A 23,321-nucleotide genomic window follows, 5' to 3' on the forward strand; every position below is an offset into this window, starting at 1 on the left:
CGAGAAACGGAGCGGCATGAACCACAAACCGCAGTCCAGGGCGCGGCGACGACTACTCGTCGCGCTGCCCGTCATCGCCCTCGCGGCCACGTCACTGACCGTGAGTGGCAGTGCGGCAGCCCAGCCGTCGTCCGGCACCCCCCAGGCGGTGATCGGCGCGGACGAGCACTACATCAACTACGCCGAGCCCGAGGTGCAGCCGGACACCACCGGCCGTGAGGTGAAGGGCAAGGGTGGCATCTACACCCCTGCCGCGGATTCCGCGCGCGCGTTCGACCAGAAGCACGCCCGGGGCAACCCGGTGACCGCACGGCAGCTGGCCAAGGACGAGGCCAAGTCGCTGAAGACGGGTCAGAACCCCCGCAAGTTCAAGAAGGCCCCGACCACCCAGACGGCGAAGCTGCTGACGCTGCTGGTGGAGTTCAACGACAAGGCCAACGACGACTTCACGAACGTCATGGTCCCCAAGACGGTGTTCGAGGACCGCACCTGCGTCCCCGGCTCGGTCCAGAACGGCCCGAAGCACAACAAGATCGCGGACCCGGCGCGCCTGCCCCACGAGGACAACAACTCGATGTGGGTGCCGGACTTCTCGCCGCAGCACTACAACAAGATGCTCTACAGCAAGAAGGGCATCACCGAGCGGGTCCGCACGGACCTGAAGGGCCCGGACGGCAAGAAGGGCATCGACCTGTCCGGTCGCACCATGCACAACATGTACCTGGAGATGTCCAAGAACGCGTACACGGTGGACGGGCAGGCCAGCCCGTGGATCACCGTGCCGCACTCGGAGGGCTGGTACGCGGCCAACCGCTGCTTCCAGGACGAGACCGGCGCGTGGGTTCCCGGCCGTGAGCAGTCGATGAACGGCCACCCGGACAACCCGGCCGGCGCGGGCCGCCTGGCGACCGACGCGATCGACGCGCTCGTCGCGAAGGACCCGAACTTCCCGTGGGCCGACTACGACATCGAGGACCAGGCCGACCGCGACGGTGACGGCAACGTCTTCGAGCCGGACGGCGTGATCGACCACCTCGTGCTGGTGCACGCCGGCCAGGGCAAGTCCCGTGGCGGCGGCGACCAGGGCGTGTACGCGGTGTGGGCGCACTCCTCCACGGTCGCCGGTGGCTACACCATCCCGGGCACCAACCTGAAGGCGTCGAACTACATCGTGCAGCCGGAAGACGCCGGCGTTGGTGTCTTCGCCCACGAGTTCGGCCACGACCTGGGTCTGCCGGACCTCTACGACACGTCCGGCAACGCCGACTCCGACGTGGACTTCTGGGACCTGATGGCCTCGGGCTCGCACTCCGGTGAGATCTTCCAGGCGCTGCCCACACACATGGGCATCTGGGACAAGTGGGTGCTCGGTTGGGCCGACCCGCTGACCATCCGCCCCGGGTCGAACCCGCGCGAGGTGAAGCTCGGCCAGACGTCGCGCACCCCGATCGACTCCGAGGACGGCATCAAGGTCGACCTGCCGGACAAGGTGACGACGCTGGCGACCCCGCACAGCGGCACGAAGATGTGGCACAGCAACAACGACCAGGAGTGGGCCGACGTCAAGCTGAGCCGCTCGGTCGACGTGCCGGCAGCCGCCGACTCGAAGTTCTGGATGTGGAACAACTACATCATCGAGGAGGACTGGGACTACGGCTTCGTCGAGCTCTCCACCGACGGCGGTACGACCTGGACCGAGCAGAAGGTGTACGACGAGGGCGGCACTGTGGTCACCACGCCGGACGGCTACCCGGACCCGAACGGCCGGATGAACGACTTCGGCGGCAAGAAGTACGGCCTCACCGGCAGCACCGACGGCTGGCGGCACGACTACGTCGACCTGTCGGCGTACGCCGGGACGACGGTTCAGGTGCGGCTGCGTCTGGCCACCGACGAGGCGTTCGAGGAGCGCAACTGGTTCGTCGACGACTTCTCGGTCACCGGCGGCGGCGCCACCACCTGGAGTGACGACGTCGAGGGCGGCGCCAACGGCTGGACGGCCACCGGCGGCACCTTCGTCGACACCACCGGCGCGGGCTGGAAGGTCTCCAGCGGCACCGAGGTGCACGCCCAGTACTACCTGGCGGAGTGGCGTAACTTCGACGGCTTCGACAAGGGCCTGCAGTACGCCTACGACACCATCTACTCGCACGAGGCGTGGAAGGTCGACCGGATCTCCTACAACGCTCCGGGCATGCTGGTGTGGTACCGGGACACCGCGCTCGGCGACGTCAACCACGTCACCGGGCAGATGACCGCGCTGCCCAGCTACGGCGCGAAGGGCGGCCTGCTCATCGTCGACTCGCACTTCGACCCGCTGCGCCGTACCGGCGAGGCGGCGGTGAAGGACCCGTCGGTGACCGACAACCTGCCCAGCCGCCCGCAGTCGTCGAACGCTGCGTTCACGCTGAACCGGACGTACCCGTTCACCGAGTGCCTGGAGGCGGCCGACGAGCCGTACAGCGCGTACTGCACGAAGTTCAAGGGGCTGCCGCCGGTGAAGGCGTTCACCGACGCCAAGGGCTGGTACCCGGGCATCGAGATGCGCGACGGTGCTGCCTACGCCCGCGACAACGACGCGTCGGTGGTCCTGCCGTCGCGTAACAACGCGCCGTACACCACCCGGGTCACCAACCCGGACGGCAGCCCTGCGCCGGAGTTCTACGGCGTGACCCTGGGCGGTGGCGCGATCGTGCTGGGTACCGGCAACCCGGGCGACGCCGGCGTGAACTACGGCGTCTCGCTGACGATCAAGAAGGCTGCCGGGGACAACTCGTCGGCCCAGATCTACGTGACCCCGGCAAAGAAGTAACTGTTTCACTGCTCGACAACTGACTGTGGGGCCGGTGGCGGAGACGCTGCCGGCCCCACTGTCTTGCGCGCGGTCAGATTGATCGAGAAATGTCGTTGTATACGGTCATGGCCGCACCCGCGCTGCTCAGCGCGGCTGATGAACCGGCGGGGTGTGACGCTGAAAAGCATTCCCAACAAAATCTTGCAACAAATCGACGCGTTCGTCTTCCCACCTGTCCCGCCAGTAACTATGTTCACCAATGGTCCCACTAGTGGGATCGATCTCCCACCGGCCCGTACCCCCGTTGGGCCGGTTCCCTCACACCGGAGGTACCACGTGCGCAAAGTCGCAGTGGGTCTGCTCGGGCTCTCACTGACGGCGACAGGCCTGGCGTTCGGCCCGTCCGCCTCGGCCGCCCCGCAGCCCAAACTGCCGGCAGCGGCACCGGCCGCTGCTGAACCACAAGCGCTGAAGGACGAACTCCCCGACAAGCTCGAGGACAAGCGCCGCGCGCTGCGTGAGCAGGGTCTCGCCGACGTGCTGAGCGGGCGCAGCAAGCCGATCGAGCGCAACGGCAGCACTGTCGTCAAGGTCGGCCAGGTCGGCAAGACGGCCACCAACGCCAACGCGCGCTCCGCCGCTGGCGCTCAGGCGACGAAGGACCAGTACGTCGAGCTCAAGCGTGAGCGGACTGACAAGATCTTCGTGATCCTGGCCGAGTTCGGTGACGAGCGGCACCCGTCCTACCCGGACAAGGACATGAACCCGGACGTCGCCGGCCCGGCGACGTTCGATGGGCCGCTGCACAACAAGATCCCCGAGCCCAACCGGGCCGTGGACAACTCCACCATCTGGCAGCCGGACTTCAGCCCGGACCACTTCCGCCAGCTCTACTTCGGCACCAACCCGGGCGACGAGTCGCTCAAGCAGTACTACGAGGCGCAGTCCTCGGGTCGCTACACCGTCGAGGGTGAGGTGACCGACTGGGTCAAGGTCCGGTACAACGAAGCCCGCTACGGCCGCTCCGACGACCCGAAGGCCGACGACGACCCGACCGGCGATCCCGCCGTGTGCGCCGACAACGTCTGCCCGAACACCTGGAACCTGATCCGCGACGCCGCCACCCAGTGGGTCGCCGACCAGAAGGCCAAGGGCCGGACGGACGCGCAGATCGCCACCGAGATGAAGTCCTTCGACCAGTGGGACCGCTTCGACTACGACGGTGACGGCGACTTCAACGAGTCGGACGGCTACATCGACCACTTCCAGATCGTCCACTCCGGCGGCGACCAGGCCGACGGTGACCCGCAGCAGGGTGAGGACGCGATCTGGAGCCACCGTTGGTCGGCGTTCAACAGCTCGCCCGTGGGCCCGCCGAACTTCCCGATCGGCGGCACCCAGATCGGCAACACCGGCGTCTGGATTCGCGACTACACGATCCAGCCGGAAAACGGCGGTCGTAGCGTCTTCTACCACGAGTACGGCCACGACCTGGGCCTGCCGGACGACTACGGCCCGGCGGACAACAGCAATGAGCACTGGACCCTGATGGCCCAGAGCAGGCTCGGCGCCAAGAACGACGTCGGCATCGGCGACCGGGGCGGCGACCTCGGCGCATGGAACAAGTTCCAGCTCGGTTGGCTCGACTACGAGGTGGTCGTGGCGGGGCAGAAGCGCACGATGGAGCTTGGCCCGCAGGAATACAACTCGAAGAAGGCACAGGCCGTCGTTGTCGTGCTTCCGAAGCGGGAGTACACCTTCAACTACGGCGCGCCGTTCGAGGGCTCGAAGCAGTACTTCTCCGGTAACAAGGACAACCTCGACGGCACCATGACGAGGACGTTCGACCTCACCGGTAAGTCCGCGGCGGCGCTGTCGCTCAAGGGCAAGTACAGCATCGAGGAGACCTACGACTACCTCTACTTCGAGGCGTCGACGGACGGCGGTCAGACCTGGGCCGACCTGGACGGCACGGTCAACGGCCAGCCAATCGGCGTCGACGGAGCCGGCCGCCCGGCTCTCGACGGCAGCAGCAACGGCGCGTGGGCCGACATCAACATCCCGCTGAACTCGCTGGCCGGCAAGGTGGCGCAGGTCCGCCTGCACTACGTCACCGACGGTGGGGTCTCCGAGGGCGGCTTCTTCGGTGACGCGATCACCGTGACCGCCGACGGTCAGACCGTGCTCAGCGACGGTGCCGAGACCGACGCCGGTTGGGCGCTCGACGAGTGGGAGGTCGTCGGTGCCACCTACACCGACGAGTTCGACAACTTCTACATCGCCGGCAACCGGTCGTACGTCTCGTACGACAAGTACCTGAAGACCGGCCCGTACTTCTTCGGCTACGCGAACACCCGCCCGGACTGGGTGGACCACTACGCGTACCAGGAGGGCCTGCTCATCTCGTACTGGAACACCCGCTGGGACGACAACAACACCGCCCCGGCGTCGCCGACCAACCCGGGTGGTCACCCGGGTGAGGGTCGCAACCTGTACATCGACGCGCACCCGCGCCCGATCTACAACCTGACGGGGGCTCCGTGGCGGGCCCGCGTCCAGATGTACGACGCACCGTTCAGCCTGAACAAGGCGGACTCGTTCACCCTGCACCTCAACAGCCAGCCGCAGTACATCCGTGGCCAGGCCGCTGAGCCGCTGTTCGACGACACCAAGAAGTACTTCTACGAGGAGCTGCCGAACCACGGCGTCAAGCTCCCCGCTACCGGTGTCAAGATCAAGGTTCTGGAGCAGGACGGCACCTCGATGAAGATCCGGGTCAGCTGACCACTGATCCCGCACCAACAGCGACGCCCGGGCAGGTCATCTGCCCGGGCGTCGCGCTTTGTGCGCAACCCTCCCGGATGACCCGGACCCTGTTTCCGGGGACGGTCGAGCCAACTCCCCCGGGCCCGATCCGGGGCAACCCGGGGCTTTCCCCTGTTCAACGTGACCGCCAGGGTCGCCTGCGGCAACCGGGTCCTAGGCTGTCTGCCATGACCGACCAGCGCGGCGGGGCCGTCGACGAGTCCTGTGTCCTCACCGAGGGGCCGTGGACGCACCGTTTCGTCGGCGCCAACGGCAGCCGGTTCCACGTGGTCGAGGGCGGCACCGGGCCGATGGTGCTCTTCCTGCACGGCTTCCCAGAGCACTGGTGGGCCTGGCACCAGATGCTGCCGGCGATCGCCGACGCCGGCTTCCGGGCGGTCGCCGTCGACCTGCGCGGCTACGGGGCGAGCGACAAACCACCCCGGGGGTACGACGGCTACACCCTCGCCGCCGACATCGCCGGACTGATCCGGGCGCTCGGTGAACGGTCCACGACGATCGTCGGCAGCGGCCTCGGCGGCATGGTGGCCTGGACGGTGGCCTCGTTCCACCCGTCCCTGGTCCGCCGGCTCGTCGTGCTGGGGGCACCGCACCCGCTGCGACTGCGCGCCGCCATCTTCGCCGACCCGCGCGGGCAGTTCACCGCGTCCACCCCGGCGTTGAAGTTCCAGCTACCCCGCTACGAGCACGTCCTGACCCGCGACGGCGCCGCGGCCGTCGGCGAGATCATGCGCCGCTGGGGCGGCCCACAGTGGGTGGCCGGTCCGGACTTCGAGGCGTACGCCGAGCGGTGCCGGGAGGCGATGTGCATCCCGCAGGCCGCGTTCTGCGCGCTGGAGGGTTACCGCTGGGCGTTCCGCTCGCTGCTGCGACTGCACGGCTACCGGTTCGTCCGCCTGATGCAGAAGCCGCTGTCCACCCCGACCCTGCAGCTGCACGGCGCCCTGGACACCGCCTCCCTGCCCCGCACCGCGCTGGGTTCCGGCCGGTACGTCGTCGCCCCGTACGAGTGGAGGTTGCTCGACGGGGTGGGGCACTTCCCGCACCTGGAGGCGCCGGAGCTGGTGCTCGGTGAGATCCTGCGATGGGCGAAGACCTGACCGGTCAGACCCGCTGCTCCCGCAGGTCGGTGACCTCGGCAGCCGGCGCCCAACCCTGGTAGACGCCGAAGTCGAAGACCTCCAGCCGCATCGCCTCGGCCACCGGCCAGCGACCACCCGTGTACTCCACCCGCAGCCAGGCGTCGTGCTCGCCGAGCACTATGAACGGCTGCCCCTGCCAGGTGCAGGTGGTCCGCACGTACGCCAGATCCTCGATCTCGCTCGCCGGCAGCACCCGGACGTAGCGGCCCGCGCGGACCTCCTCGAAGCCCTCACCCGGCTCGGGCTGGTAGAGGCGGATGTCGTCGCCGTCCGGGCTGGCCTGGTATTCCCGGCCCCGCCAACGGGCCACGTAGCCGTCGCGCATCACGCCTCCCCGACCCGTCGCCAGGTGACCGAGTCGGTGTCCAGCTCGGCGACCACCCGCTCGCTGCCGTCCGCGCCGATGCGCCAGAGTTGGGCGCCGTGCGGCAGCCGTGCGCTGTCCACCTTGAACTCCGCCACCACGTCGCTGCTCTCACCCGGGGCGAAGCCGTTGCCCCGGAACGGCGGGCGTTCGATGACCCAGCCCTCCATGGCCCGCATGGCCGGCTCGTTCTGACCGCCGTACGGGATGCGGTAGAGGCTCGGTCGGTGCGCCGGCCAGCGCAGCACGTAGATCTCCTCGGCGTCCTGGGCGAACGGCGAGCCGGGGTAGCTGAGGCCCAGTGCCTCGTGCAGCTGAGCCGGTGTGGTCAGGTGGGACAGCTCACCGGCCCGGTGCACGAACCCGGACACCCGGTCGTACCCGCGATCCAGGTAGTACGCGAGCTGGCTGGGGGCGATCGCCTTCTGCATGACCGTCGGCCGGGCCGGGTCGACCGCTGCGGGGGCGTACCGGGGACGGGCGGCGGGTTCGGCCACGGCCGGCGCTTCCACCTGGTCCACTTCCAGGTCGTCCCCGAGCCCCACCTCGGCGGCCCAGTTGGCCAACGCGACGATCTGCTCGCCGGGCAACTTGGCACCCACCGGCGTGCCCGGGTTGACGGCGAACGACCAGTCCTCGTCGGGCCAGCGCCGGATCAGTTGAGCGAACTTCACCCGGACCGTGTCGATGTCCCCCTCGACATGGTCGGCGAGGCGCTCCGACGACGTGTAGACCACCACGTACGTCTCGCCGTCGAGCTGCCCGGTACGCCAGACGAAGCCGGGATCCCCGGGGCGGCTTCCCCGCGCCGAGTCCGGTGCTGCCGGCAGCAGCACCCGAGCCAGCAACAGGGTGGACAGGAACGTGTCGGTGCTGCCCGAGCCGGCGGCATTGAGCAGGTCTTCCTCGACCGTGTTCGCCGGCTCGAACTCGACCGGCGGCGGCTCGTCGGCAGGCGGGTAGGGGCCGTCGTCCGCGGTCATGCTCTCGCCGCCGGCCGGGCTTCCCGACGAGCCCCCGCTGTCGGAGCGATCGTCACTGGGCGGGGCGTCGGCCCCCAGGTTGCCCACGCCATCGCCGACAGCGCCGGACTCCGCCGGAACCACGGGCTGCGGGACGGACGGGCCAGGGGCGGGCTGATCGGGGCTGAAGGACGGGGGTGCGAACGGACCGGGGCTGGCGAACGGCGGCGGGGCGGCCTCAGCGGGGCTGGGGGACGCCGTGAACAGGCCCGGATCGGAGGACGCCGGGCCGAACGGTGGTGGCGCGGCGGCCTCGGTGGGGCTGGGCGACGACGGACCGAACAGGCCCGGACCGGGGGGCGTCGAGCCGAACGGCGACGGGGCGGCCTCGGCGGGGCTGGGCCGCCGGGGCGCGTCGACCGGCGCGCTGCTCTCGACCGGGTCGGTGAGGTCGCGGGACTCGATGATGGTGCCCTCGATGACGATGGGCGTGAAGCCTCGGCGCGGCGCAGGCGGCCCGGAGACCGGTTCCGCGACGGACACCGGCAGATCCTCCGCCGGCTCGAACCGGCCCGGCCGGTCCTGGGGAATCGCCTGCGTCTCCTCAGCCGATGCCCGCCCCGGCGCACTGGTCGGGCGAGGCTCACCGCTCACCCGGAACGCGCGGGTGGGCTCCTCGGCCAGCGGGTTGTGCCGGCGCGGCGGCAGCGGCTGGGTGATCTCCTCGCCGGACGGCGGCGCGTCCGTCCCGCGGGGCGCGCCGAGGCCGCCCTCCGGCCGTCGTACCGGCTGGGTGGCGGCCGGGTCCGCCGCCATCGGAAAGGCCCGTGTGGCGGTCTCGTCGGCCGGCGCATCGGCTGGGCGGCGGCGAGGGAAGGGCTGGCTGCCTCGACCGAACCGGGTCGGCGGGGCCGCCCGGTCACCGGGGCGTCCCCCGCTCGCGGCCGGGTCGCGGGCCGGAGTGGGGTCGAAGAAGGAGCGCCGAGGCGCGGCCTGGGGGCCACCGTTGCCGTTGGTCGGGGCGGGGCCGTCGACGTCGCCCGGCCGGGTCGCTGCCGGCCAGCCCGCACCCGGCCCAGCCTGGTCGGTGGTGGGGCCGGCGGTCGCCAACGGGGTGAACCGGGACGGCCGGCCGGTGCGGGGCAGTGCTCCGACCCCTGGGCCGGGCCGAGGCGGTTCGGTCGGGTGCCGCTGACCGGCGGCGGGCAGGTCCTCCTCGCCAGGTCGGCGCGGCGGCTCAGCAGAGGCGGGTGGCCGGGGCGCCGGACCCGGCACCGGCGGGGCACCCACCCGAGGGGCCGGGCTCCGCGCGGGCCTTCGGGGTGCGAGCGGAGCGCTCTCGGGCGCGGACGGGGCCACCCCCGTCACGGGAGGTGATCCAGCGGCTGTCGCAGCGTCCCGCGGTGGCGCGCCGGGCCGGGTGCGGGCCAGGGTCTCGGCCCGCTCCAGGCGAGCGCGGGCACCCATGGCACGGCCGGGCAGCCGCACGTCACCTCGGGACAACTGCGACACGAACCAGGCCGGCAGGTAACCCTCGACCGGCAGACCCGGATTGACGGCGAGCCACCACTCGTGGTTGGGCCAGCTGGCCGCGAGGTCGGCGAAGGGGATGCGCCTGTTGCTGCCGGCGTGATCGCCGAGGCAGGCTCGCAGTGCGGCGGCGGAGGTGAAGGCCAGGACGTGGGTCCGGCCGCCGGTGGTCCAGGTGCCCCATCCGGCAGGTGGCTGGCCGGGCTGCGTCGGCGCGGAGACCGGCAGCAGCACATCGGTGCGGGACAGGAGCCGGAAGTAGAGCTCCTGGTCGTTTGCGCGCAGCGCGTCGCGCATCGCCACCTCGGCCTCCGTGGCCGGTTCCCATGCGGTCACGGCCACCTCCCCTTCCGAGAACAGGCCACAGGTATCGCGTACAACCTACAAGGTGGTATCAAGATCACAATGGCTGGCCGGCGGCGGCCTGCCAGGGCCCGAGGGAGGCGATAACATCCCGTTTCGGAGCCGACACGATACGGAGGGTGTCGATGTCCCGATCGATCACGCGCCCGGTCCTCGCAGGTCTGGCCGCCAGCCTGTTGACCGTACCGGCCCTTCCGACCGTCGCCGCCACCGCCGGTCTCGGCGCGTCGGCACCGGCCTGCGCGACCCCGCTCGCCCCCGTCCGGCCGGTCGCCGCCAGGCCCTGGCCACAGCAACGGTACGACCCGGCGCGGCTCGCGCCGCTGGCCACCGGCGACGGGGTGACGGTCGCGGTGGTCGACTCCGGGGTGGACCGGGTGCACCCGCAACTGGCTGGGAGGGTGCTCGCCGGCACCGACCTGCTCGACCCCGGCGGGGACGGCGGTCGGGACTGCGCCGGGCACGGCACCGGTGTGGCGAGCATCATCGCTGCGGCACCCCGCCCCGACGTGGCCTTCCGCGGCCTGGCACCGGGTGCCCGAATCCTGCCGGTGCGGGTGAGCGAACAGCAGGTCGTGCAGGGGCGGGAGTCGGGGCGTACGGTCAGCGCCGGCGAGTTCGCCCGGGCCATCCGGTGGGCCGTCGACCATGACGCCGACGTGGTGAACCTGTCCGTCGTGCTGTACGCGGACGACCCGGAGGTCCGGTCGGCGGTGCGGTACGCGGTCGACCGGGACGTGGTGCTGGTGGCCGCCGCCGGCAACCTGCACGACAGTGGGAACCCCCGACCGTTCCCCGCCGGCTACGACGGGGTGCTCGGCGTGGGCGCGATCGGGGCGGACGGCGGGCGGGCGGCGTTCTCGCAGACCGGCTCGTACGTCGATCTCGTCGCTCCGGGCAGCGAGGTGCTGACCGCCGCACCCGGTGTCGGCCACCATCGGGTCGAGGGGACCAGTTACGCGGCGCCCTTCGTGGCCGCCACCGCCGCGTTGCTGCGGGAGTACCGGCCGGAGCTGACCGCCGCCCAGGTGGCGGAGCGGATCATCGCCACCGCCGACCCAGCTCCGGGCGCGGGCCGGGGCGGCGGGTACGGCGCCGGAGTGTTGAACCCCTACCGGGCGGTCACCGAGACCAGCGGCGGCCGTGCGGCCGGCGCGCCGCCGGTCGCCGCGCTCGCCGACGAGCGGGCCGACCCGGCGCAGCTCGCCCATCAGGCCCGTCGGGTCGCCGCACGGGACCGAGCCCTGCTGGTCGGGGCGGTGGTCGGCATCACGGCGGTCACCGTGGCGCTGCTCGCCCTGGTGGTGCCCCGGGGCACCCGTCGACGCTGGCGACCGGCCGGCCCGGCTTGAGGCCGCCCGCACAGGGCCTGAGCCCGCCCGCACACGGCCCTCGCCGCCGACCGGCTGCGGGCGGGGCGCTGGCCCGGACACGGTCAGCGCTCCCAGCCCACATCGTTCACTGGAACAGCCCGGTGTTCTTCTTTTCGGTGTCCAGGTAGTCGGTGGCGGAGTCGTTCACCGCCAACCTGATGTCACGCAGCATCCCCTGCAGGTCCTGCGAGGCCGAACGCCACCGCGCCTGCCGCTGCTCGTAGGCCTGCTGCGCGTCGCCCGTCCAGCTCGCCACCAGCGGGGCGGCGTCACGTTCGAGTTGACCGAGCTGCGCGTCGAGGGTGTTCAACGCCTTCTGAATGTCAGCGCCGGCCTGCTGCAGCGCGGCGAAGTTGACGACCAGCACACCATGGTCCATCGGATTCCCTCCCCAGCGGGATCAGAGCGGCAGCTGGATGCCGCCGCGGTTGGTGCCGGCCACCCGGCTGGCCACCTCGTCGTCGGACGCGTGGTACTGCCGACCGGCGGTGCGGATCGCACCGGCGGTCTCGCGCAGCGCGCGGTGCAGCGCCGCCTGGTCCTGTGACCACTGCTGCTTGACCTGCTCGAACGACCGGCCACCAGCGCCACGCCAGGCCTGCTGCAACACCTCCAGCTCGGCCAGCAGGCCGGTCAGCATGGACTGCAACGACTGGTCCACCTGCTCGAACTTCGCGGCAGTCTGCTGCATCGCCGCTGCTTCTGCCTTGGTTTGGGACATCCGGACGTCACCTCGTCTCTCGGATCGCACCTGGCCGTCGACGCGCCCACCCCGGGGCGACGCGTCGTCGCTTGGCCCGGTCTTTCGAGCACTGAGACACGGGTCAGCGAAGGACTTCGTGGCTGACGGTAGCGACCTCGTAGCGGTTCTGCTACCCCACCGGCTTCCCCTGTGGACAACCGAGGCGGCCATCGGTCGCTTACGATGTGCCGCAGCCACGTCGCGGCGCGTGACGGGCCGCCGGAGGGCGGCCGGCCGCCCGACCCCGGTCCCCACTGGTCGAGGAGGCACGGTGCCGGCGATCACCACCGGAGGGCCGCACCCGCCGACCCCGGTCGGGTCCGAGGCAGGCGCCTCCCCACGGGTGGGCGGGCCGGGCCGATCCACCGACAGCGGCCCGCCGCCGGTCGAGCAGCGCACCCCCCGTCGCCGGTCGCCGGCGGCCCACTGGGTCGCACTCGGCCGTCGTGCGGCTGCCGGAGCGCGAGCCGGCCAACTGGTCACCGCACAGGTCGCGGCGGCCCTGGTGCTCGTCACCCTCGGCCGACCCGCGCCGGTCGTCGCGGCAGCCGTACTGGTGGCCGTGCTGCTGGTGGCCGCCGCCTGGGTGCCGGTGCGGGGCCGGTGGCTGTTCGAGTGGCTGGGCACCGCCGTCGGGCACCTCACCCGTCGGCGGGCGTTGACCGGGCCGGCCGACGCGGCCGAACTGCTCGACCTGGTCGCCCCGGGCACCGTGGTCCGCTCGACCGAGTTGACCGGCGGGCCGGCGGCCCTCCTGGAGGACACCACCGGCATGGTCGCGCTCCTGGAGCTCGGCGACCCCGGCGACCTGCTGGGTGACGTGTCCCAGGCGATCCCCGCCCCGGCCGCGTTGCTCCCCCCGACCGGGCCGGACCAGCCCCCGCTGCTGGTCCAACTGCTGCTCGCCGGTGCGCCGGCGCCGGTGCCGAGCGCCGGTGGCACTGTCGGCACGTCGTACCGGCAGCTCACCGACGGGCGGCTCGCCGGGCGCGAGCGGGCGGTGGTGGCGGTCCGGGTGCTGCGGGTGAACGGTTGGTCCGAGGAGGACCTGCGCCGGGTACTCGCCGGCACTGTCCGCCGGATCGTCCGCCGGCTCGGGCCGTTGGCCGCGCGACCGCTCGGGGTGCCGGCGGCGCTGCGCGTACTGGGCGAGCTGGCCCACCACGACGGCGACCCGGTCCGGGAGTCGTGGCCGGCGATCCGGTCCGGCAGTCTCGTCCAGGCCACCTTCCGTCTGCTCCACTGGCCCGACGCGGGCGTTGCGGCTGGACGCCGGCTGGTGCCCCGCCTGCTGGCGCTGCCGGCGACGGCCACGACGGTGTCGATCTGCTCAGGCCCGTCGCCGACGATGTCGACGTCGTCGGCTCCGCCTACGGCCGGCGGAGTGCCGACCGAGCTGACCGTACGCCTGGCCGCCGGGACGGTGGCCGAGTTGGCGGCGGCCAGCGAGGCGCTGGTCCGCCTGGTGACCGACCTGGGCGGAAAGCTGCGACGGCTCGACGGCGCGCACCTGAGCGGGCTGGCCGCCACGCTGCCGTTGGCGCTGACGGCACCCGGAGCGCAGCCCCGCCCACCGGCGCCTAGGGCGCGACCCGGGCCGACAGTGGACGACTGGGAGCTGTCAGTGGGCGACGCGGGAATGATGGTCGGCACCAACCGGCACGGCCGCGCCGTCACAGTGCGACTGTTCCGGCCGGAGAGCACCCGCGTGCTGCTGGTCGGCGGGGTACGGGCAGCCCAGCTGGTGGCCCTGCGCGCCCTGGCACTCGGCGCCCTGGTGGTGGTGCAGACCGCCCGGCCACGGGCCTGGGAGCCGTTCGTCCGTGGGGTTGGCGCACCGGGCGGGACGATCCCGTTGCTCCCTCCCGGTCGGGCGGTCGCCGACGGGGTGGGCACCGCGCTGCGGCCGTTGCTGCTGATCGTCGACGCCGGGCCGGTGGCGGCCGAGGCCGTGCCGGGCCCGCCGTGGCGGGCCACCCTGGTGGTACGCGACGAGCTGACCCCGGCCGATGTGGACGCGTTGAGCCGCGCCGACCTGGCGTTGCTCCAGCCACTGACCTCCGCCGAGGCCACCCTGGCCGGAGCCGCGCTGGGGCTGGGCGGGTCGGCCGAGTGGCTGACCCGGATCCGGGAGGACATGGTGGCGGTGGTCAACCGTCGGGCGCTGCGCTGGGCACTGCTCTCCCCCACTCCGATCGAGGCGCAACTGATCGGCCCGCCGACGCGCGGCTGATTCCACCGGACGCGCCAGCCGGCGGGTTACGTCGCTGCGGTGTCCGTGGCACGATCCCCGCCATGGGTTTTCTGAAAGGTCTGCTGATTCGGCTGGCCAGCACAGCTCTGGCTTTCTGGCTGGCCACGCTCCTCATCCCGGGCATCTCCCTGGATTCGAACTCGGCCACCGAGACGGTGACCACGCTGCTCCTGGTGGCGGTGATCTTCGGTGTGGTCAACGCTGTTCTCCAGCCGATCATCAAGACCGTCGGTTGTGGCTTCTACCTGCTGACCCTGGGTCTCATCGCCCTGGTGGTGAACGGGCTGCTCTTCCTGCTCACCAGCTGGATCGCCGACCAGGCCGGGTTGCCGTTCTCGGTGGACGGTTTCTGGCCGGCGGCAGTGCTCGGCGCCCTCTTCGTGAGCATCGTGACCTGGATCCTCGGCGCCGTCCTCGACCGGGACTGACCGCCGACCAGCCAGCACCGACCCGGTCCGTCCGGGGCTCCGACCTCGGCCGGGGCCCCGGCGGGCCGATGACCAGAGTTCGGGAATGTGGCGGCCTGACCGCCCACCTCGGTGGTTAGCGTCGCTGCATGTTCTCGCTGACCTATTCCGACGGCCACCTGCTCAGCACCGATCCGGAGCGGATCGACCTCGATCTGGTGCACCACTGGTTGTCCACCGACGCGTACTGGGCGCTCGGACGGGACCGGGAGACCACCGAGCGGTCGTTCGCCGGCTCGCTGCCGTTCGGCATCTACCGGCCGGAGGACGGCCGCCAGGTCGCCGTGGCCCGGGTCGTCACCGACGGTGTCACCTTCGCCTGGCTCTGCGACGTGTACGTCGACCGCGCCGCCCGGGGTCGTGGGCTGGGCGGACGGCTGGCCGGCGCGGTCCGGGACCACCTGGATGAGCTGGGCGTACGCCGGATCCTGCTCTGCACCAACGACGCCCACCAGGTGTACGCGGGGGTGGGCTTCACCCCGCTGGACGCGCCGCAACGGTGGATGCAGCTGGACCGGCGAGCCCCGGTGACCCCGCTCACCGGAAAGGAACAAAGCAGCACTACGCCCCTTACGGTGGAGACGTGACGCCACTCCGCCTGGGATACCTCTACGGCCTCGGCGCGTACCTGCTCTGGGGTTTCTTTCCGCTCTACCTGAAGCTGCTGCGACCCGCCGGCCCGCTGGAGATCCTGGCCCACCGGATCGTCTGGTCGGTGGTCTTCGTGGCTCTGCTGCTGGGCGCGCTGCGCAACATCGGCTTCCTGCGGGCGTTGCTGCGCCGCCGGTGGGCGGTGGCGGGGATCGTCGCCGCCGCCGCGCTGATCGCTGTCAACTGGGGCACCTACATCTACGGGGTGAACTCGGACCGGGTGGTCGAGACCGCGCTCGGCTACTTCATCAACCCGCTGGTCGTGGTGCTGCTCGGGGTGACGGTGCTGCGGGAGCGGCTACGCCCGGCGCAGTGGGTGGCGCTGGGCATCGGCGCGTCGGCGGTCGCGGTGCTCACCGTGGACTACGGACGGCTGCCCTGGCTGGCGTTGACCCTGGCGTTCAGCTTCGCCGGCTACGGCCTGGTGAAGAAGCGGCTCGGGCTGCCGGCGGCGGAGGGGCTGTTCGTCGAGTCGGCGGTGCTGGCGTTGCCGGCGCTGGGCTACCTGGGCTGGCTGACGGCGAAGGCCGACCTGACCTTCGGGCACGTCTCGGCCGGGCACACCGCGCTGCTGGTGCTGGCCGGCGCGGCCACGGCGATCCCGCTGCTGCTGTTCGCCGGGGCGGCCAACCGGCTGCCTTTGAGCAGCCTGGGCATGGTCCAGTACCTGGCGCCGATCCTTCAGCTCGGCTGCGGGGTGCTGATCTTCCACGAGCCGATGCCGCCGGCCCGGCTGGCGGGCTTCGCGCTGGTCTGGCTGGCCCTGATCGTCTTCACCGCCGACGCCGTCCGAGCCTCCCGCCGCACCCGCCGGCCCACCCCTCTCCCAACGCCCGTCCCAACCCCCTGACAACCCCCGCGATCTTGCAGTTTCTGTCGCCGATATGCCCTCCGTGCCCCTTGTGGAAGGACACAAAGTGCAAGATCGCGGAAGGGGCGGGGTGGGTTACGGGACGGCGTAGGTCAGGAGGGGGGTGCCGTCGGCTTTCTGGAGCTCCACGCTGACCAGCTCGGCGTCGGTGAACCTCGTCGTGCCGGTGAAGCTCAGGTCGTCGCCGGGAGCCGCCAGCCAGGAGCCGATCTGCTCGGTGGCGCCGTTCGGGCCCCGCGCCACCAGCCGGAACGGATACGCCTTGCCGTAGCTCGTCCGCGCGTCGTACCCGCAACGCATTCTCACCTCGGTGCCCCACTTCGTGCCGGTCAACCCGAGGTCGGCGTGCACCGGCCCGGCGGCCACCACCGGTCGCATGGCCACCATCGACACCTGCGGGGCGGGCTTGCCCTGCACGCTGGGCGGGTCGACCGGTCGAGGCAGCGCCACTGCGGTGCCGACACCGACCAGCAACGCCAGCCCGGCGGCAGCCAGTGTGGTCAGTGCGTACCGTCGCCGGTCCGCGGCGCGTTCCCGACGACGACGCTGGCGGGCCTCGTCGAGCAGCGCGGGCACCCGGGGCGGGGCCGGCGGCGGCAGGATCTGCTCCAACCCGGCCGGGTCGAGGCGCCCGAGCAACCCGGGCAGGACGGCGATCTCGGCGACCGCCTCCCGGCACGAGGCGCAGCCGCTGAGGTGCCGCTCGTAGGCCGCCCGTTCGGCGGGGGCCAGGGCGCCCAGCACGTACGCGCCGTCGTCGTACGCGAACTCGCACCGGGTCATCCCGTCACCCCCATCTCGGCCAGGACCAACCGTAGAGACCGCAGCGCGTAGTGGGTGCGGGATTTCACGGTCCCTGGCGGTACGCCCAGGCGGGACGCCGCCTCGGCCACCGACCGCCCCTGGTAGAAGCACTCGACCAGCACCTCCCGGTGGGTCGGGCTGAGCCGGTTCAGCGCCTCGGCGACGGTCCACGCCTCCACCGCCCGTTCGGCCTCGTCGATCACCTCGGGCGGTTCGGGCAGATCGTCGGTGAACACCTCGCCGACCCGGGTGGATCGCCGCCGCCAAGCGTCGATGGCCAGGTTACGGGCGGTGGTGAACAGCCAGGACCGCACCGATCCGCGCCTCGGGTCGAGTGACTCCGGATGTCGCCAGGCCCGCAGCAGCGTCTCCTGCACCAGGTCCTCGGCCCGCTGCCGGTCCCCGTTGACCAGCCGCAGGGCATGGGCGTACAGCGCCTCCGCGTGCTCGTCGTGCAGCGCGCGGAGCAGTTGGGCGTCGTGGTCGCTGATGGCGGTCTCCTCGCTTCCGGCGCGCGTCCGGCGGTGCGTCCGCTCGGGAATACGTGCGGTCACGCCGATCGGTTCAGCCCGAGGTCAGACGGGTGCCGCCCGGAGAGGTGTTCATGCCCGGTTCACATCGCGGCTGACGAGCGCTCACCACGTCCTCCTAGCGTCCGGCTGGTACGCCGCTTGTCGTGCCACCGACTTCTCTGGAGGCCTCCCCCATGAGCGACCGTCCCCGGCTGCTCCCCCTGTTGAACGGCACCCGTCATGGCACCCGTGATGCCATGACCTGTCTGTACCGGTGCGGAAACGCGTGTGACCACCCGGTCCTGAACACCTCCGACAACGCGTACTTCGGTGACGTGGTGAACGCCGAGGTGTCGCGGCGTGGCGTGGTCCGGGCCGGCGCGGTGGGCGCGCTGGTGCTCGGTTTCGGCGGCACGGCGGCCGGCGCGCTCGCCGGGGCGGCCCCGGCCATGGCGGCCCCGACCGCCCCGGACGTTCCGGAGAACTTCGGGTTCGGTCGTCCGAGCACCGGGATCGGCAGTGGCGCGCTGACCTTCAAGCCGATCCCTCCGAACAAGCTGGACACCCTGGTCGTGCCGAACGGCTACGACCACGCCGTGGTGATCAAGTGGGGTGACCCGGTGCTGCCGGGCGCGCCGGAGTTCGACCTGCACCACCAGACCGCCGCCGCGCAGTCCAGGCAGTTCGGCTACAACAACGACTTCGTGGGCGTGCTGCCGCTGGACAAGCAGGGCAAGCGGGCGCTGCTCGTGGTCAACCACGAGTACACCAACGAGGACCTGATGTTCCCGGGCTTCCCCGGCCTGGACGGGCTCTCCGTGGAGCAGGTGCGCACCGCCATGGCCGCGCACGGCATGTCGGTGGTGGAGCTTGAGCGGGTCGCGGGCACCGGGCAGTGGAAGCCGGTCGGCAAGGGCCCGCGGCCGTACAACCGGCGGGTCACCGCCCTGAGCACCAAGTTCGACCTGACCGGCCCGGCCGCCGGCTCGGCCTGGCTGAAGACCGCCGCCGACCCCAGGGGCCGTACGGTCGTAGGCACGCTGAACAACTGCGCCGGTGGCGTGACCCCGTGGGGCACCGTGCTCTCCGGCGAGGAGAACTTCAACCAGTACTTCGTGGGCGCCGACGCCGCCCCGGCCGAGCTGAAGCCGAAGCTGGACCGCTACGGCATCAGCACCGCCAGCCGCTACCCCAGCGGCAGCCGCAAGTGGGAGCGCGCGGACGAGCGCTTCGACCTGGCGAAGCACCCCAACGAGGCACACCGGTTCGGCTGGGTCGTCGAGATCGACCCGTTCGACCCGGAGAGCCGCCCGCGCAAGCACACCGCGATGGGCCGGTTCAAGCACGAGGGCGCCAACGTGATCGTCGCGAAGGACGGCCACGTGGTCGCGTACATGGGCGACGACGAGCGGTTCGACTACCTCTACAAGTTCGTCTCGGACAAGAAGTTCATGAAGGGCAACTCCTGGGCTGCCCGCAAGCACAACCTGACCCTGCTGGAGTCCGGCACGCTCTACGTGGCGAAGCTCGACCAGACCAGCGCCGCCGAGATCGACGGTACGGGCAAGCTCCCCACCGACGGCGCGTTCAACGGTCGGGGCCGCTGGATCAGGCTGGTCAGCGGCAACCGGTCGTTCGTCGACGGGATGACCGCCGCGGACGTGCTCACCTTCACCCGGCTCGCCGGTGACAAGGTCGGCGCGACCAAGATGGACCGCCCCGAGGACGTCGAGCCGAGCCTGCTCACCGGCAAGGTGTACGTGGCGCTGACCAACAACACCAACCGGGGCGTCGGCAGCAACCCGAAGCCGGACGAGGCCAACCCGCGCAACGCCAACAAGCACGGGCAGATCCTGGAACTGGTCGAGGACCGCAACGACAACACCTCGGAGACCTTCGCCTGGTCGTTGCCGATCGTGTGCGGCGACCCGACCGACCCGTCGACCTTCTTCGCCGGGTACGACAAGACCAAGGTCTCCCCGATCTCCTGCCCGGACAACGTCGCCTTCGACGCCACCGGCAACCTCTGGATCTCCACCGACGGCAACGCGCTGGGCAGCAACGACGGTCTGTTCGCCACCGCCGTGGAGGGTCCGGAGCGGGGTCACCTCAAGCAGTTCCTGACGGTGCCGCTCGGCGCGGAGACCTGCGGCCCGTTCATCACCGGTGACAACCGCTCGGTCTTCGTCGCCGTGCAGCACCCGGGCGAGATCACCGGGGCCTCGGTGGAGAACCCGGCCTCGAACTGGCCGGACGGTGACTACGCCAAGCCGGGCGTGGTGGTCACCTGGCGCCTCGACGGCGGCCCGGTGGGCAGCTGACAGCACGACAGCCACTGACGTTGCTCCGGCGGTCCCGCGTTGGACCGCCCCGAGAGGCCCTCTCCCAGCCCGGGAGAGGGCCTCTCGGCGGTCAGTTGTCGCTGGCGATGCCGTCGGCCACGCTGCGGGCCACTGTGAGCAGCTTGGCGCGTACCACCCGGGCGGAGGTCATCATCTCGCTGGCCGGCAACGCGCAGGCCAGCACGACCCGGCGTTCCATGTCCTTGTCCGGCGCGACGAGCACCGCGGCGCAGGCCACCCCCTGGCGGAACTGCCCCATCTCCAGTTGCATGCCGCGCCGGTCGCCGGCGGCCAGGTCCGCCTCGAAAGTCTCGGTGGTGGTGAGCGTGGCGGTGGTGAACGGGCGCATGCCGTACTCGCGCAGATAGCGGTAGCGCTGGTCGGTCGTGAGGGTGGCGAGCAGCGACTTGCCGAGCGCTGTCGCGTGCGCACCCTCGTCGAAGCCGGGGACCAGATCCTCCAGGTAGGGCGAGCGGTGCCCCTCGGCGACGGCGGTGAGGGCCACCTGGCCGCCGACGAACCGACCAAGGTAGTGGCTGTAGCCGGTGTCCAGGGCAGCCCGACGCAGTGTCTCGCCGACCGCCGGCGGGCCCCGGAACGCCGTCACCAGCTCCCGGTACCGGTCGGCCACCTCCAACCCCACGATGTACGTGCCGTCCTCGCGACGGATCACGTAGCCCTCGTAGGCGAGGGTGCGAACCAGGTGGTAGGTGGTGGCCACGGTCAGCTCGCAGCGTCTGGCGATCTGCTTGACGGTCAGGCCCTTCGGGGCACGACCGACCGACTCCAGCACCCGTAGCGCTCGGGACACGCTGCGAATCAGGTCCGAAGGTTCTGCCAAGGGGTCGCGCACAACCACCTCCGCCGCCGTGGACTTACACCATATGAAAAACAGGCCCGGTGCGAAATGCCTGTTCGGGTCGAGGATGCCAGATCACCATCCACAGGTTGTTGCCTGCCGGTCACCGGGAGTGCGGTGAGCAGGGCTCGCGTAGGTTTGCCGAACGATGACCGACACCTCGAACACCCCCGATCCGGCCGTTGCCCAACCCCGTCCGGTCCGGGCCAGCGCCGGCGCAGTCGTCACCACGGTGGCCTGCGTACTCCCCGTCTTCCTGCTCGGCGGTCTCGCCGTGCAGATGGGCACGGACCTCGGCTTCTCACCGGCCGGCCTGGGCCTTGCCGTCTCCGTCTACTTCGGGGTCAGCGCGCTGGCCTCGGTGCCCTCCGGGCGGTTGGTCGAGCGGTACGGACCGGCGGTGGTCGCCCGCTGCGGCATCGTGCTGGCCGCCGGGTCGATGCTGGCCGTTGCCGCCTTCGCCAGGTCGTACCCGGTGCTGGTCGGTCTGCTGGCGCTCAGCGCTGCCGCGAACGCGCTCGGCCAGTTGGCCAGCAACGCGGCGCTGGCCCAGCACGTGCCGGCCCGGCGGCAGGGGCTGTCGTTCGGTGTCAAGCAGGCCGCCATCCCGGTCTCCACTCTGCTGGCCGGCGCGGCGGTGCCCACCATCGCGCTCACCGCCGGCTGGCGCTGGGCGTTCGTGGCCGCCGCCGTGGCGGCGCTGACGACGCTGGCCGCCGTACCCCGACAGTTGCCTGGCCCGGCCCGTCGGGCCGGAGCCACGCGCGCGGGGCGGGCGACGGCGGCGCTGGTGGTGATCGGCGCGGCGGCGACGTTGGCGTCGAGCGCGGCCAACTCGCTCGGCACCTTCCTGGTGGACTCCTCTGCGGCCCGAGGTCTGTCGCCGGGCCTCGCCGGTCTCACCCTGACCCTGGGTAGCGCTGTCTGCGTGGCGGCCCGGGTGGGCGCGGGCTGGTTGGCCGACCGCCGCGAGACCGGTCACGTCGCCCTCATCGCCGCGATGCTGCTCGTCGGCGCGGTCGGGCTGGGCCTGCTCGCGTTGACCGGCTCGGTGCCGTTGGTGGTCGGTGTGGTGCTCGGCTTCGGCCTGGGCTGGGCCTGGCCCGGCCTGATGAACTTCGCGGTGGTCCGACTCCACCCGCAGTCACCGGCCGCCGCCACCTCGATCACACAGACCGGGGTGTACGCGGGCGGCTGCCTCGGCCCGCTGAGCCTGGGCCCGCTCGCCGCCCACCTCGGTTACCCGGCGATGTGGACCGTCGCGGCCGTGGCGATGCTGCTCGCCGCCGCCTTCATGCTCGTCGGCAGCCGACTGTTGACCCGCGCCGGCGCTGCGGAGGGCCGTGGCGTGGATCAGCTGGTGCGGTCGGCGATGTAGTCGCAGAGCGACTCCAACGCGCTGCGGGACGGGCCGTGCGGCAGCGGGGCGAGCTGCGCGCGGGCGTCCTCGGCGTAGCTGCGGACGGTCTCCCGGGCCCGCTTGAGCGCCGGGCTCTCCCGGAGCAGCCCCAACGCCTCGGCGTGCAGCGCGTCGTCGGTCAACGGGCCGGTCGCCAGGATCTCCCGCAGCCGCACCGACGACGCGTCGGAGTCGTCCGCCTCGCGGGCGTAGAGCACCGGCAACGTCGGAACACCCTCGCGCAGGTCCGTGCCGGGGGTCTTGCCCGACTGCACCGACTCGGAGGCGATGTCCAGCAGGTCGTCGGAGAGCTGGAAGGCGACGCCGATCGTCTCGCCGTACCCGGCGAGGGCCTCCACGTGCTCGGGGGCGGCGCCACCGAACATGCCGCCGAACCGGGCGGACGTGGCGATCAACGAGCCGGTCTTCTCAGCGATCACGTGCAGGTAGTGGGCCACCGGGTCGTCGTCGGCGCGCGGCCCGACCGTCTCCGCGATCTGGCCGTGCACCAGCCGGGCGAAGGTGCGCGCCTGCAACCGGACCGCCTCGGGGCCCAGGTCGGCGGCGATGTCCGCCGCGCGGGCGAAGAGGTAGTCGCCGACCAGGATGGCGACCGAGTTGGTCCACCGGGAGTTCGCGCTCGGCGCACCCCGGCGGACGGCTGCCTCGTCCATCACGTCGTCGTGGTAGAGGGTGGCGAGGTGAGTGAGCTCCATCACCACGGCGGCCGGGACCACCTGCGCACCGGTCGGATCGCCGAACTGGGCGCCGAGCGCCACCAGCAACGGCCGGAACCGCTTCCCGCCGGCCTCGACGAGGTGCCGGGCGGCCTCGGTGACGAACGGGTCGGCACTGGCCACGCTGGCCCGCAACTCGACCTCGACCGTGTCCAGCAGACCCAGCACGGACGCCTCGACACGGGGATCGGCGAGGCTCAGGCCAAGCGCGCCGAACTGACTCGTGCTCGCCCGACCCCGTCGACCGCCGGAGCCGGAGGCACCTGAACGCTCGCCCGCCGGATTCACCACGCTATCAACCATGCCACACCCGTTCGACCTGCTCCGGC

18 protein-coding genes are annotated in these 23,321 nt (G+C 71.6%); 10 read left to right on the forward strand and 8 right to left on the reverse strand.

Translation table 11 applies throughout. From position 1 onward, the window contains the following. Positions 1 to 16 precede the first annotated feature (16 nt). From ACFYPG_RS09475 to ACFYPG_RS09485, 3 genes are all read left to right on the forward strand, one after another. Entirely contained in the window at positions 17 to 2,812 is a 2,796-nt protein-coding gene (locus ACFYPG_RS09475) for an immune inhibitor A domain-containing protein (protein WP_387351305.1), read from the forward strand. A gap of 333 nt (positions 2,813 to 3,145) precedes the next feature. Continuing rightward, positions 3,146 to 5,578 carry an immune inhibitor A domain-containing protein gene (locus tag ACFYPG_RS09480; RefSeq protein ID WP_355005185.1) on the forward strand — a complete coding sequence of 811 codons (2,433 nt, stop codon included), beginning with the start codon at positions 3,146 to 3,148 and terminating at the stop codon, positions 5,576 to 5,578. Positions 5,579 to 5,787: 209 nt separating this feature from the next. Further along, positions 5,788 to 6,720 (forward strand): alpha/beta hydrolase, encoded by a 933-nt coding sequence (locus ACFYPG_RS09485; protein ID WP_355004868.1) that lies wholly within the window; start codon positions 5,788 to 5,790, stop codon positions 6,718 to 6,720. 4 nt (positions 6,721 to 6,724) lie between these two features. Here the strand turns inward: ACFYPG_RS09485 and ACFYPG_RS09490 are convergent, their stop codons facing one another. Both ACFYPG_RS09490 and ACFYPG_RS09495 read right to left on the reverse strand, forming a co-directional pair. Continuing rightward, positions 6,725 to 7,090, reverse strand: a complete 366-nt coding sequence (locus ACFYPG_RS09490; RefSeq protein WP_355004867.1) for a hypothetical protein — start codon at positions 7,088 to 7,090, stop codon at positions 6,725 to 6,727. Continuing rightward, positions 7,087 to 9,954 (reverse strand): SseB family protein, encoded by a 2,868-nt coding sequence (locus tag ACFYPG_RS09495; RefSeq protein WP_387351307.1) that lies wholly within the window; start codon positions 9,952 to 9,954, stop codon positions 7,087 to 7,089. Before ACFYPG_RS09495 ends, ACFYPG_RS09490 begins: the two co-directional genes overlap by 4 nt. Positions 9,955 to 10,106: 152 nt before the next feature. Here ACFYPG_RS09495 and mycP point away from each other — a divergent pair, with 152 nt between their 5' ends. Next, positions 10,107 to 11,333: a type VII secretion-associated serine protease mycosin gene (mycP, locus tag ACFYPG_RS09500; RefSeq protein WP_387351309.1), complete on the forward strand. Its 1,227-nt coding sequence runs from the start codon at positions 10,107 to 10,109 to the stop codon at positions 11,331 to 11,333. Between the two features lie 106 nt (positions 11,334 to 11,439). Here mycP and ACFYPG_RS09505 read toward each other — a convergent pair whose 3' ends face one another. Further along, complete coding sequence (locus tag ACFYPG_RS09505) at positions 11,440 to 11,733, reverse strand: WXG100 family type VII secretion target (protein ID WP_355004864.1); 294 nt, start codon at positions 11,731 to 11,733, stop codon at positions 11,440 to 11,442. Positions 11,734 to 11,754: 21 nt separating this feature from the next. Beyond that, on the reverse strand, positions 11,755 to 12,075 hold the full coding sequence (locus ACFYPG_RS09510; RefSeq protein WP_387351310.1) for a WXG100 family type VII secretion target: 321 nt from the start codon (positions 12,073 to 12,075) through the stop codon (positions 11,755 to 11,757). A gap of 292 nt (positions 12,076 to 12,367) precedes the next feature. Between ACFYPG_RS09510 and eccE the strand changes: the two genes are divergently transcribed. From eccE to rarD, 4 genes are all read left to right on the forward strand, one after another. Next, on the forward strand, positions 12,368 to 14,329 hold the full coding sequence (eccE, locus tag ACFYPG_RS09515; RefSeq protein ID WP_387351311.1) for a type VII secretion protein EccE: 1,962 nt from the start codon (positions 12,368 to 12,370) through the stop codon (positions 14,327 to 14,329). Positions 14,330 to 14,391: 62 nt separating this feature from the next. Further along, a complete protein-coding gene (locus ACFYPG_RS09520) occupies positions 14,392 to 14,778 on the forward strand; it encodes a phage holin family protein (protein WP_091395522.1) in 387 nt (128 codons plus the stop codon). A 128-nt stretch (positions 14,779 to 14,906) separates the two neighbouring features. After that, a complete protein-coding gene (locus ACFYPG_RS09525) occupies positions 14,907 to 15,404 on the forward strand; it encodes a GNAT family N-acetyltransferase (protein ID WP_387351312.1) in 498 nt (165 codons plus the stop codon). Further along, a complete protein-coding gene (gene rarD, locus ACFYPG_RS09530) occupies positions 15,401 to 16,318 on the forward strand; it encodes an EamA family transporter RarD (RefSeq protein WP_355004861.1) in 918 nt (305 codons plus the stop codon). Before ACFYPG_RS09525 ends, rarD begins: the two co-directional genes overlap by 4 nt. A gap of 96 nt (positions 16,319 to 16,414) precedes the next feature. Here rarD and ACFYPG_RS09535 read toward each other — a convergent pair whose 3' ends face one another. Both ACFYPG_RS09535 and ACFYPG_RS09540 read right to left on the reverse strand, forming a co-directional pair. Continuing rightward, complete coding sequence (locus ACFYPG_RS09535; RefSeq protein ID WP_387351313.1) at positions 16,415 to 17,122, reverse strand: anti-sigma factor family protein; 708 nt, start codon at positions 17,120 to 17,122, stop codon at positions 16,415 to 16,417. After that, complete coding sequence (locus tag ACFYPG_RS09540) at positions 17,119 to 17,634, reverse strand: sigma-70 family RNA polymerase sigma factor (RefSeq protein WP_051708644.1); 516 nt, start codon at positions 17,632 to 17,634, stop codon at positions 17,119 to 17,121. The genes ACFYPG_RS09535 and ACFYPG_RS09540 overlap by 4 nt, the downstream gene beginning before the upstream one ends. 215 nt (positions 17,635 to 17,849) lie before the next feature. On the opposite strand from ACFYPG_RS09540, the gene ACFYPG_RS09545 reads away from it, so the two are divergent. Next, positions 17,850 to 19,976 carry a PhoX family protein gene (locus ACFYPG_RS09545; RefSeq protein ID WP_387351315.1) on the forward strand — a complete coding sequence of 709 codons (2,127 nt, stop codon included), beginning with the start codon at positions 17,850 to 17,852 and terminating at the stop codon, positions 19,974 to 19,976. 91 nt (positions 19,977 to 20,067) lie between these two features. Here ACFYPG_RS09545 and ACFYPG_RS09550 read toward each other — a convergent pair whose 3' ends face one another. Next, complete coding sequence (locus ACFYPG_RS09550; protein WP_238679885.1) at positions 20,068 to 20,850, reverse strand: IclR family transcriptional regulator; 783 nt, start codon at positions 20,848 to 20,850, stop codon at positions 20,068 to 20,070. A gap of 154 nt (positions 20,851 to 21,004) precedes the next feature. On the opposite strand from ACFYPG_RS09550, the gene ACFYPG_RS09555 reads away from it, so the two are divergent. Beyond that, positions 21,005 to 22,234, forward strand: a complete 1,230-nt coding sequence (locus tag ACFYPG_RS09555) for an MFS transporter (RefSeq protein WP_387351316.1) — start codon at positions 21,005 to 21,007, stop codon at positions 22,232 to 22,234. Here ACFYPG_RS09555 and ACFYPG_RS09560 read toward each other — a convergent pair. Continuing rightward, positions 22,210 to 23,295: a polyprenyl synthetase family protein gene (locus ACFYPG_RS09560; RefSeq protein WP_355004857.1), complete on the reverse strand. Its 1,086-nt coding sequence runs from the start codon at positions 23,293 to 23,295 to the stop codon at positions 22,210 to 22,212. The two genes, ACFYPG_RS09555 and ACFYPG_RS09560, sit on opposite strands and share 25 nt — an antisense overlap. Positions 23,296 to 23,321 lie beyond the last annotated feature (26 nt).

It is taken from the genome of Micromonospora sp. NPDC005553 (genome assembly GCF_042871765.1).
Classification (GTDB): Bacteria; Actinomycetota; Actinomycetes; order Mycobacteriales; family Micromonosporaceae; genus Micromonospora.

Coding starts and splice junctions, on each gene's coding strand:
- ACFYPG_RS09475 (WP_387351305.1), top strand. CDS start 17: ATGAACCACAAACCGCAGTCCAGGGCGCGGCGACGACTACTCGTCGCG.
- ACFYPG_RS09485 (WP_355004868.1), top strand. CDS start 5,788: ATGACCGACCAGCGCGGCGGGGCCGTCGACGAGTCCTGTGTCCTCACC.
- mycP (WP_387351309.1), top strand. CDS start 10,107: ATGTCCCGATCGATCACGCGCCCGGTCCTCGCAGGTCTGGCCGCCAGC.
- ACFYPG_RS09505 (WP_355004864.1), bottom strand. CDS start 11,733: ATGGACCATGGTGTGCTGGTCGTCAACTTCGCCGCGCTGCAGCAGGCC.
- ACFYPG_RS09510 (WP_387351310.1), bottom strand. CDS start 12,075: ATGTCCCAAACCAAGGCAGAAGCAGCGGCGATGCAGCAGACTGCCGCG.
- ACFYPG_RS09520 (WP_091395522.1), top strand. CDS start 14,392: ATGGGTTTTCTGAAAGGTCTGCTGATTCGGCTGGCCAGCACAGCTCTG.
- ACFYPG_RS09525 (WP_387351312.1), top strand. CDS start 14,907: ATGTTCTCGCTGACCTATTCCGACGGCCACCTGCTCAGCACCGATCCG.
- ACFYPG_RS09535 (WP_387351313.1), bottom strand. CDS start 17,122: ATGACCCGGTGCGAGTTCGCGTACGACGACGGCGCGTACGTGCTGGGC.
- ACFYPG_RS09545 (WP_387351315.1), top strand. CDS start 17,850: ATGAGCGACCGTCCCCGGCTGCTCCCCCTGTTGAACGGCACCCGTCAT.
- ACFYPG_RS09555 (WP_387351316.1), top strand. CDS start 21,005: ATGACCGACACCTCGAACACCCCCGATCCGGCCGTTGCCCAACCCCGT.
- ACFYPG_RS09560 (WP_355004857.1), bottom strand. CDS start 23,295: ATGGTTGATAGCGTGGTGAATCCGGCGGGCGAGCGTTCAGGTGCCTCC.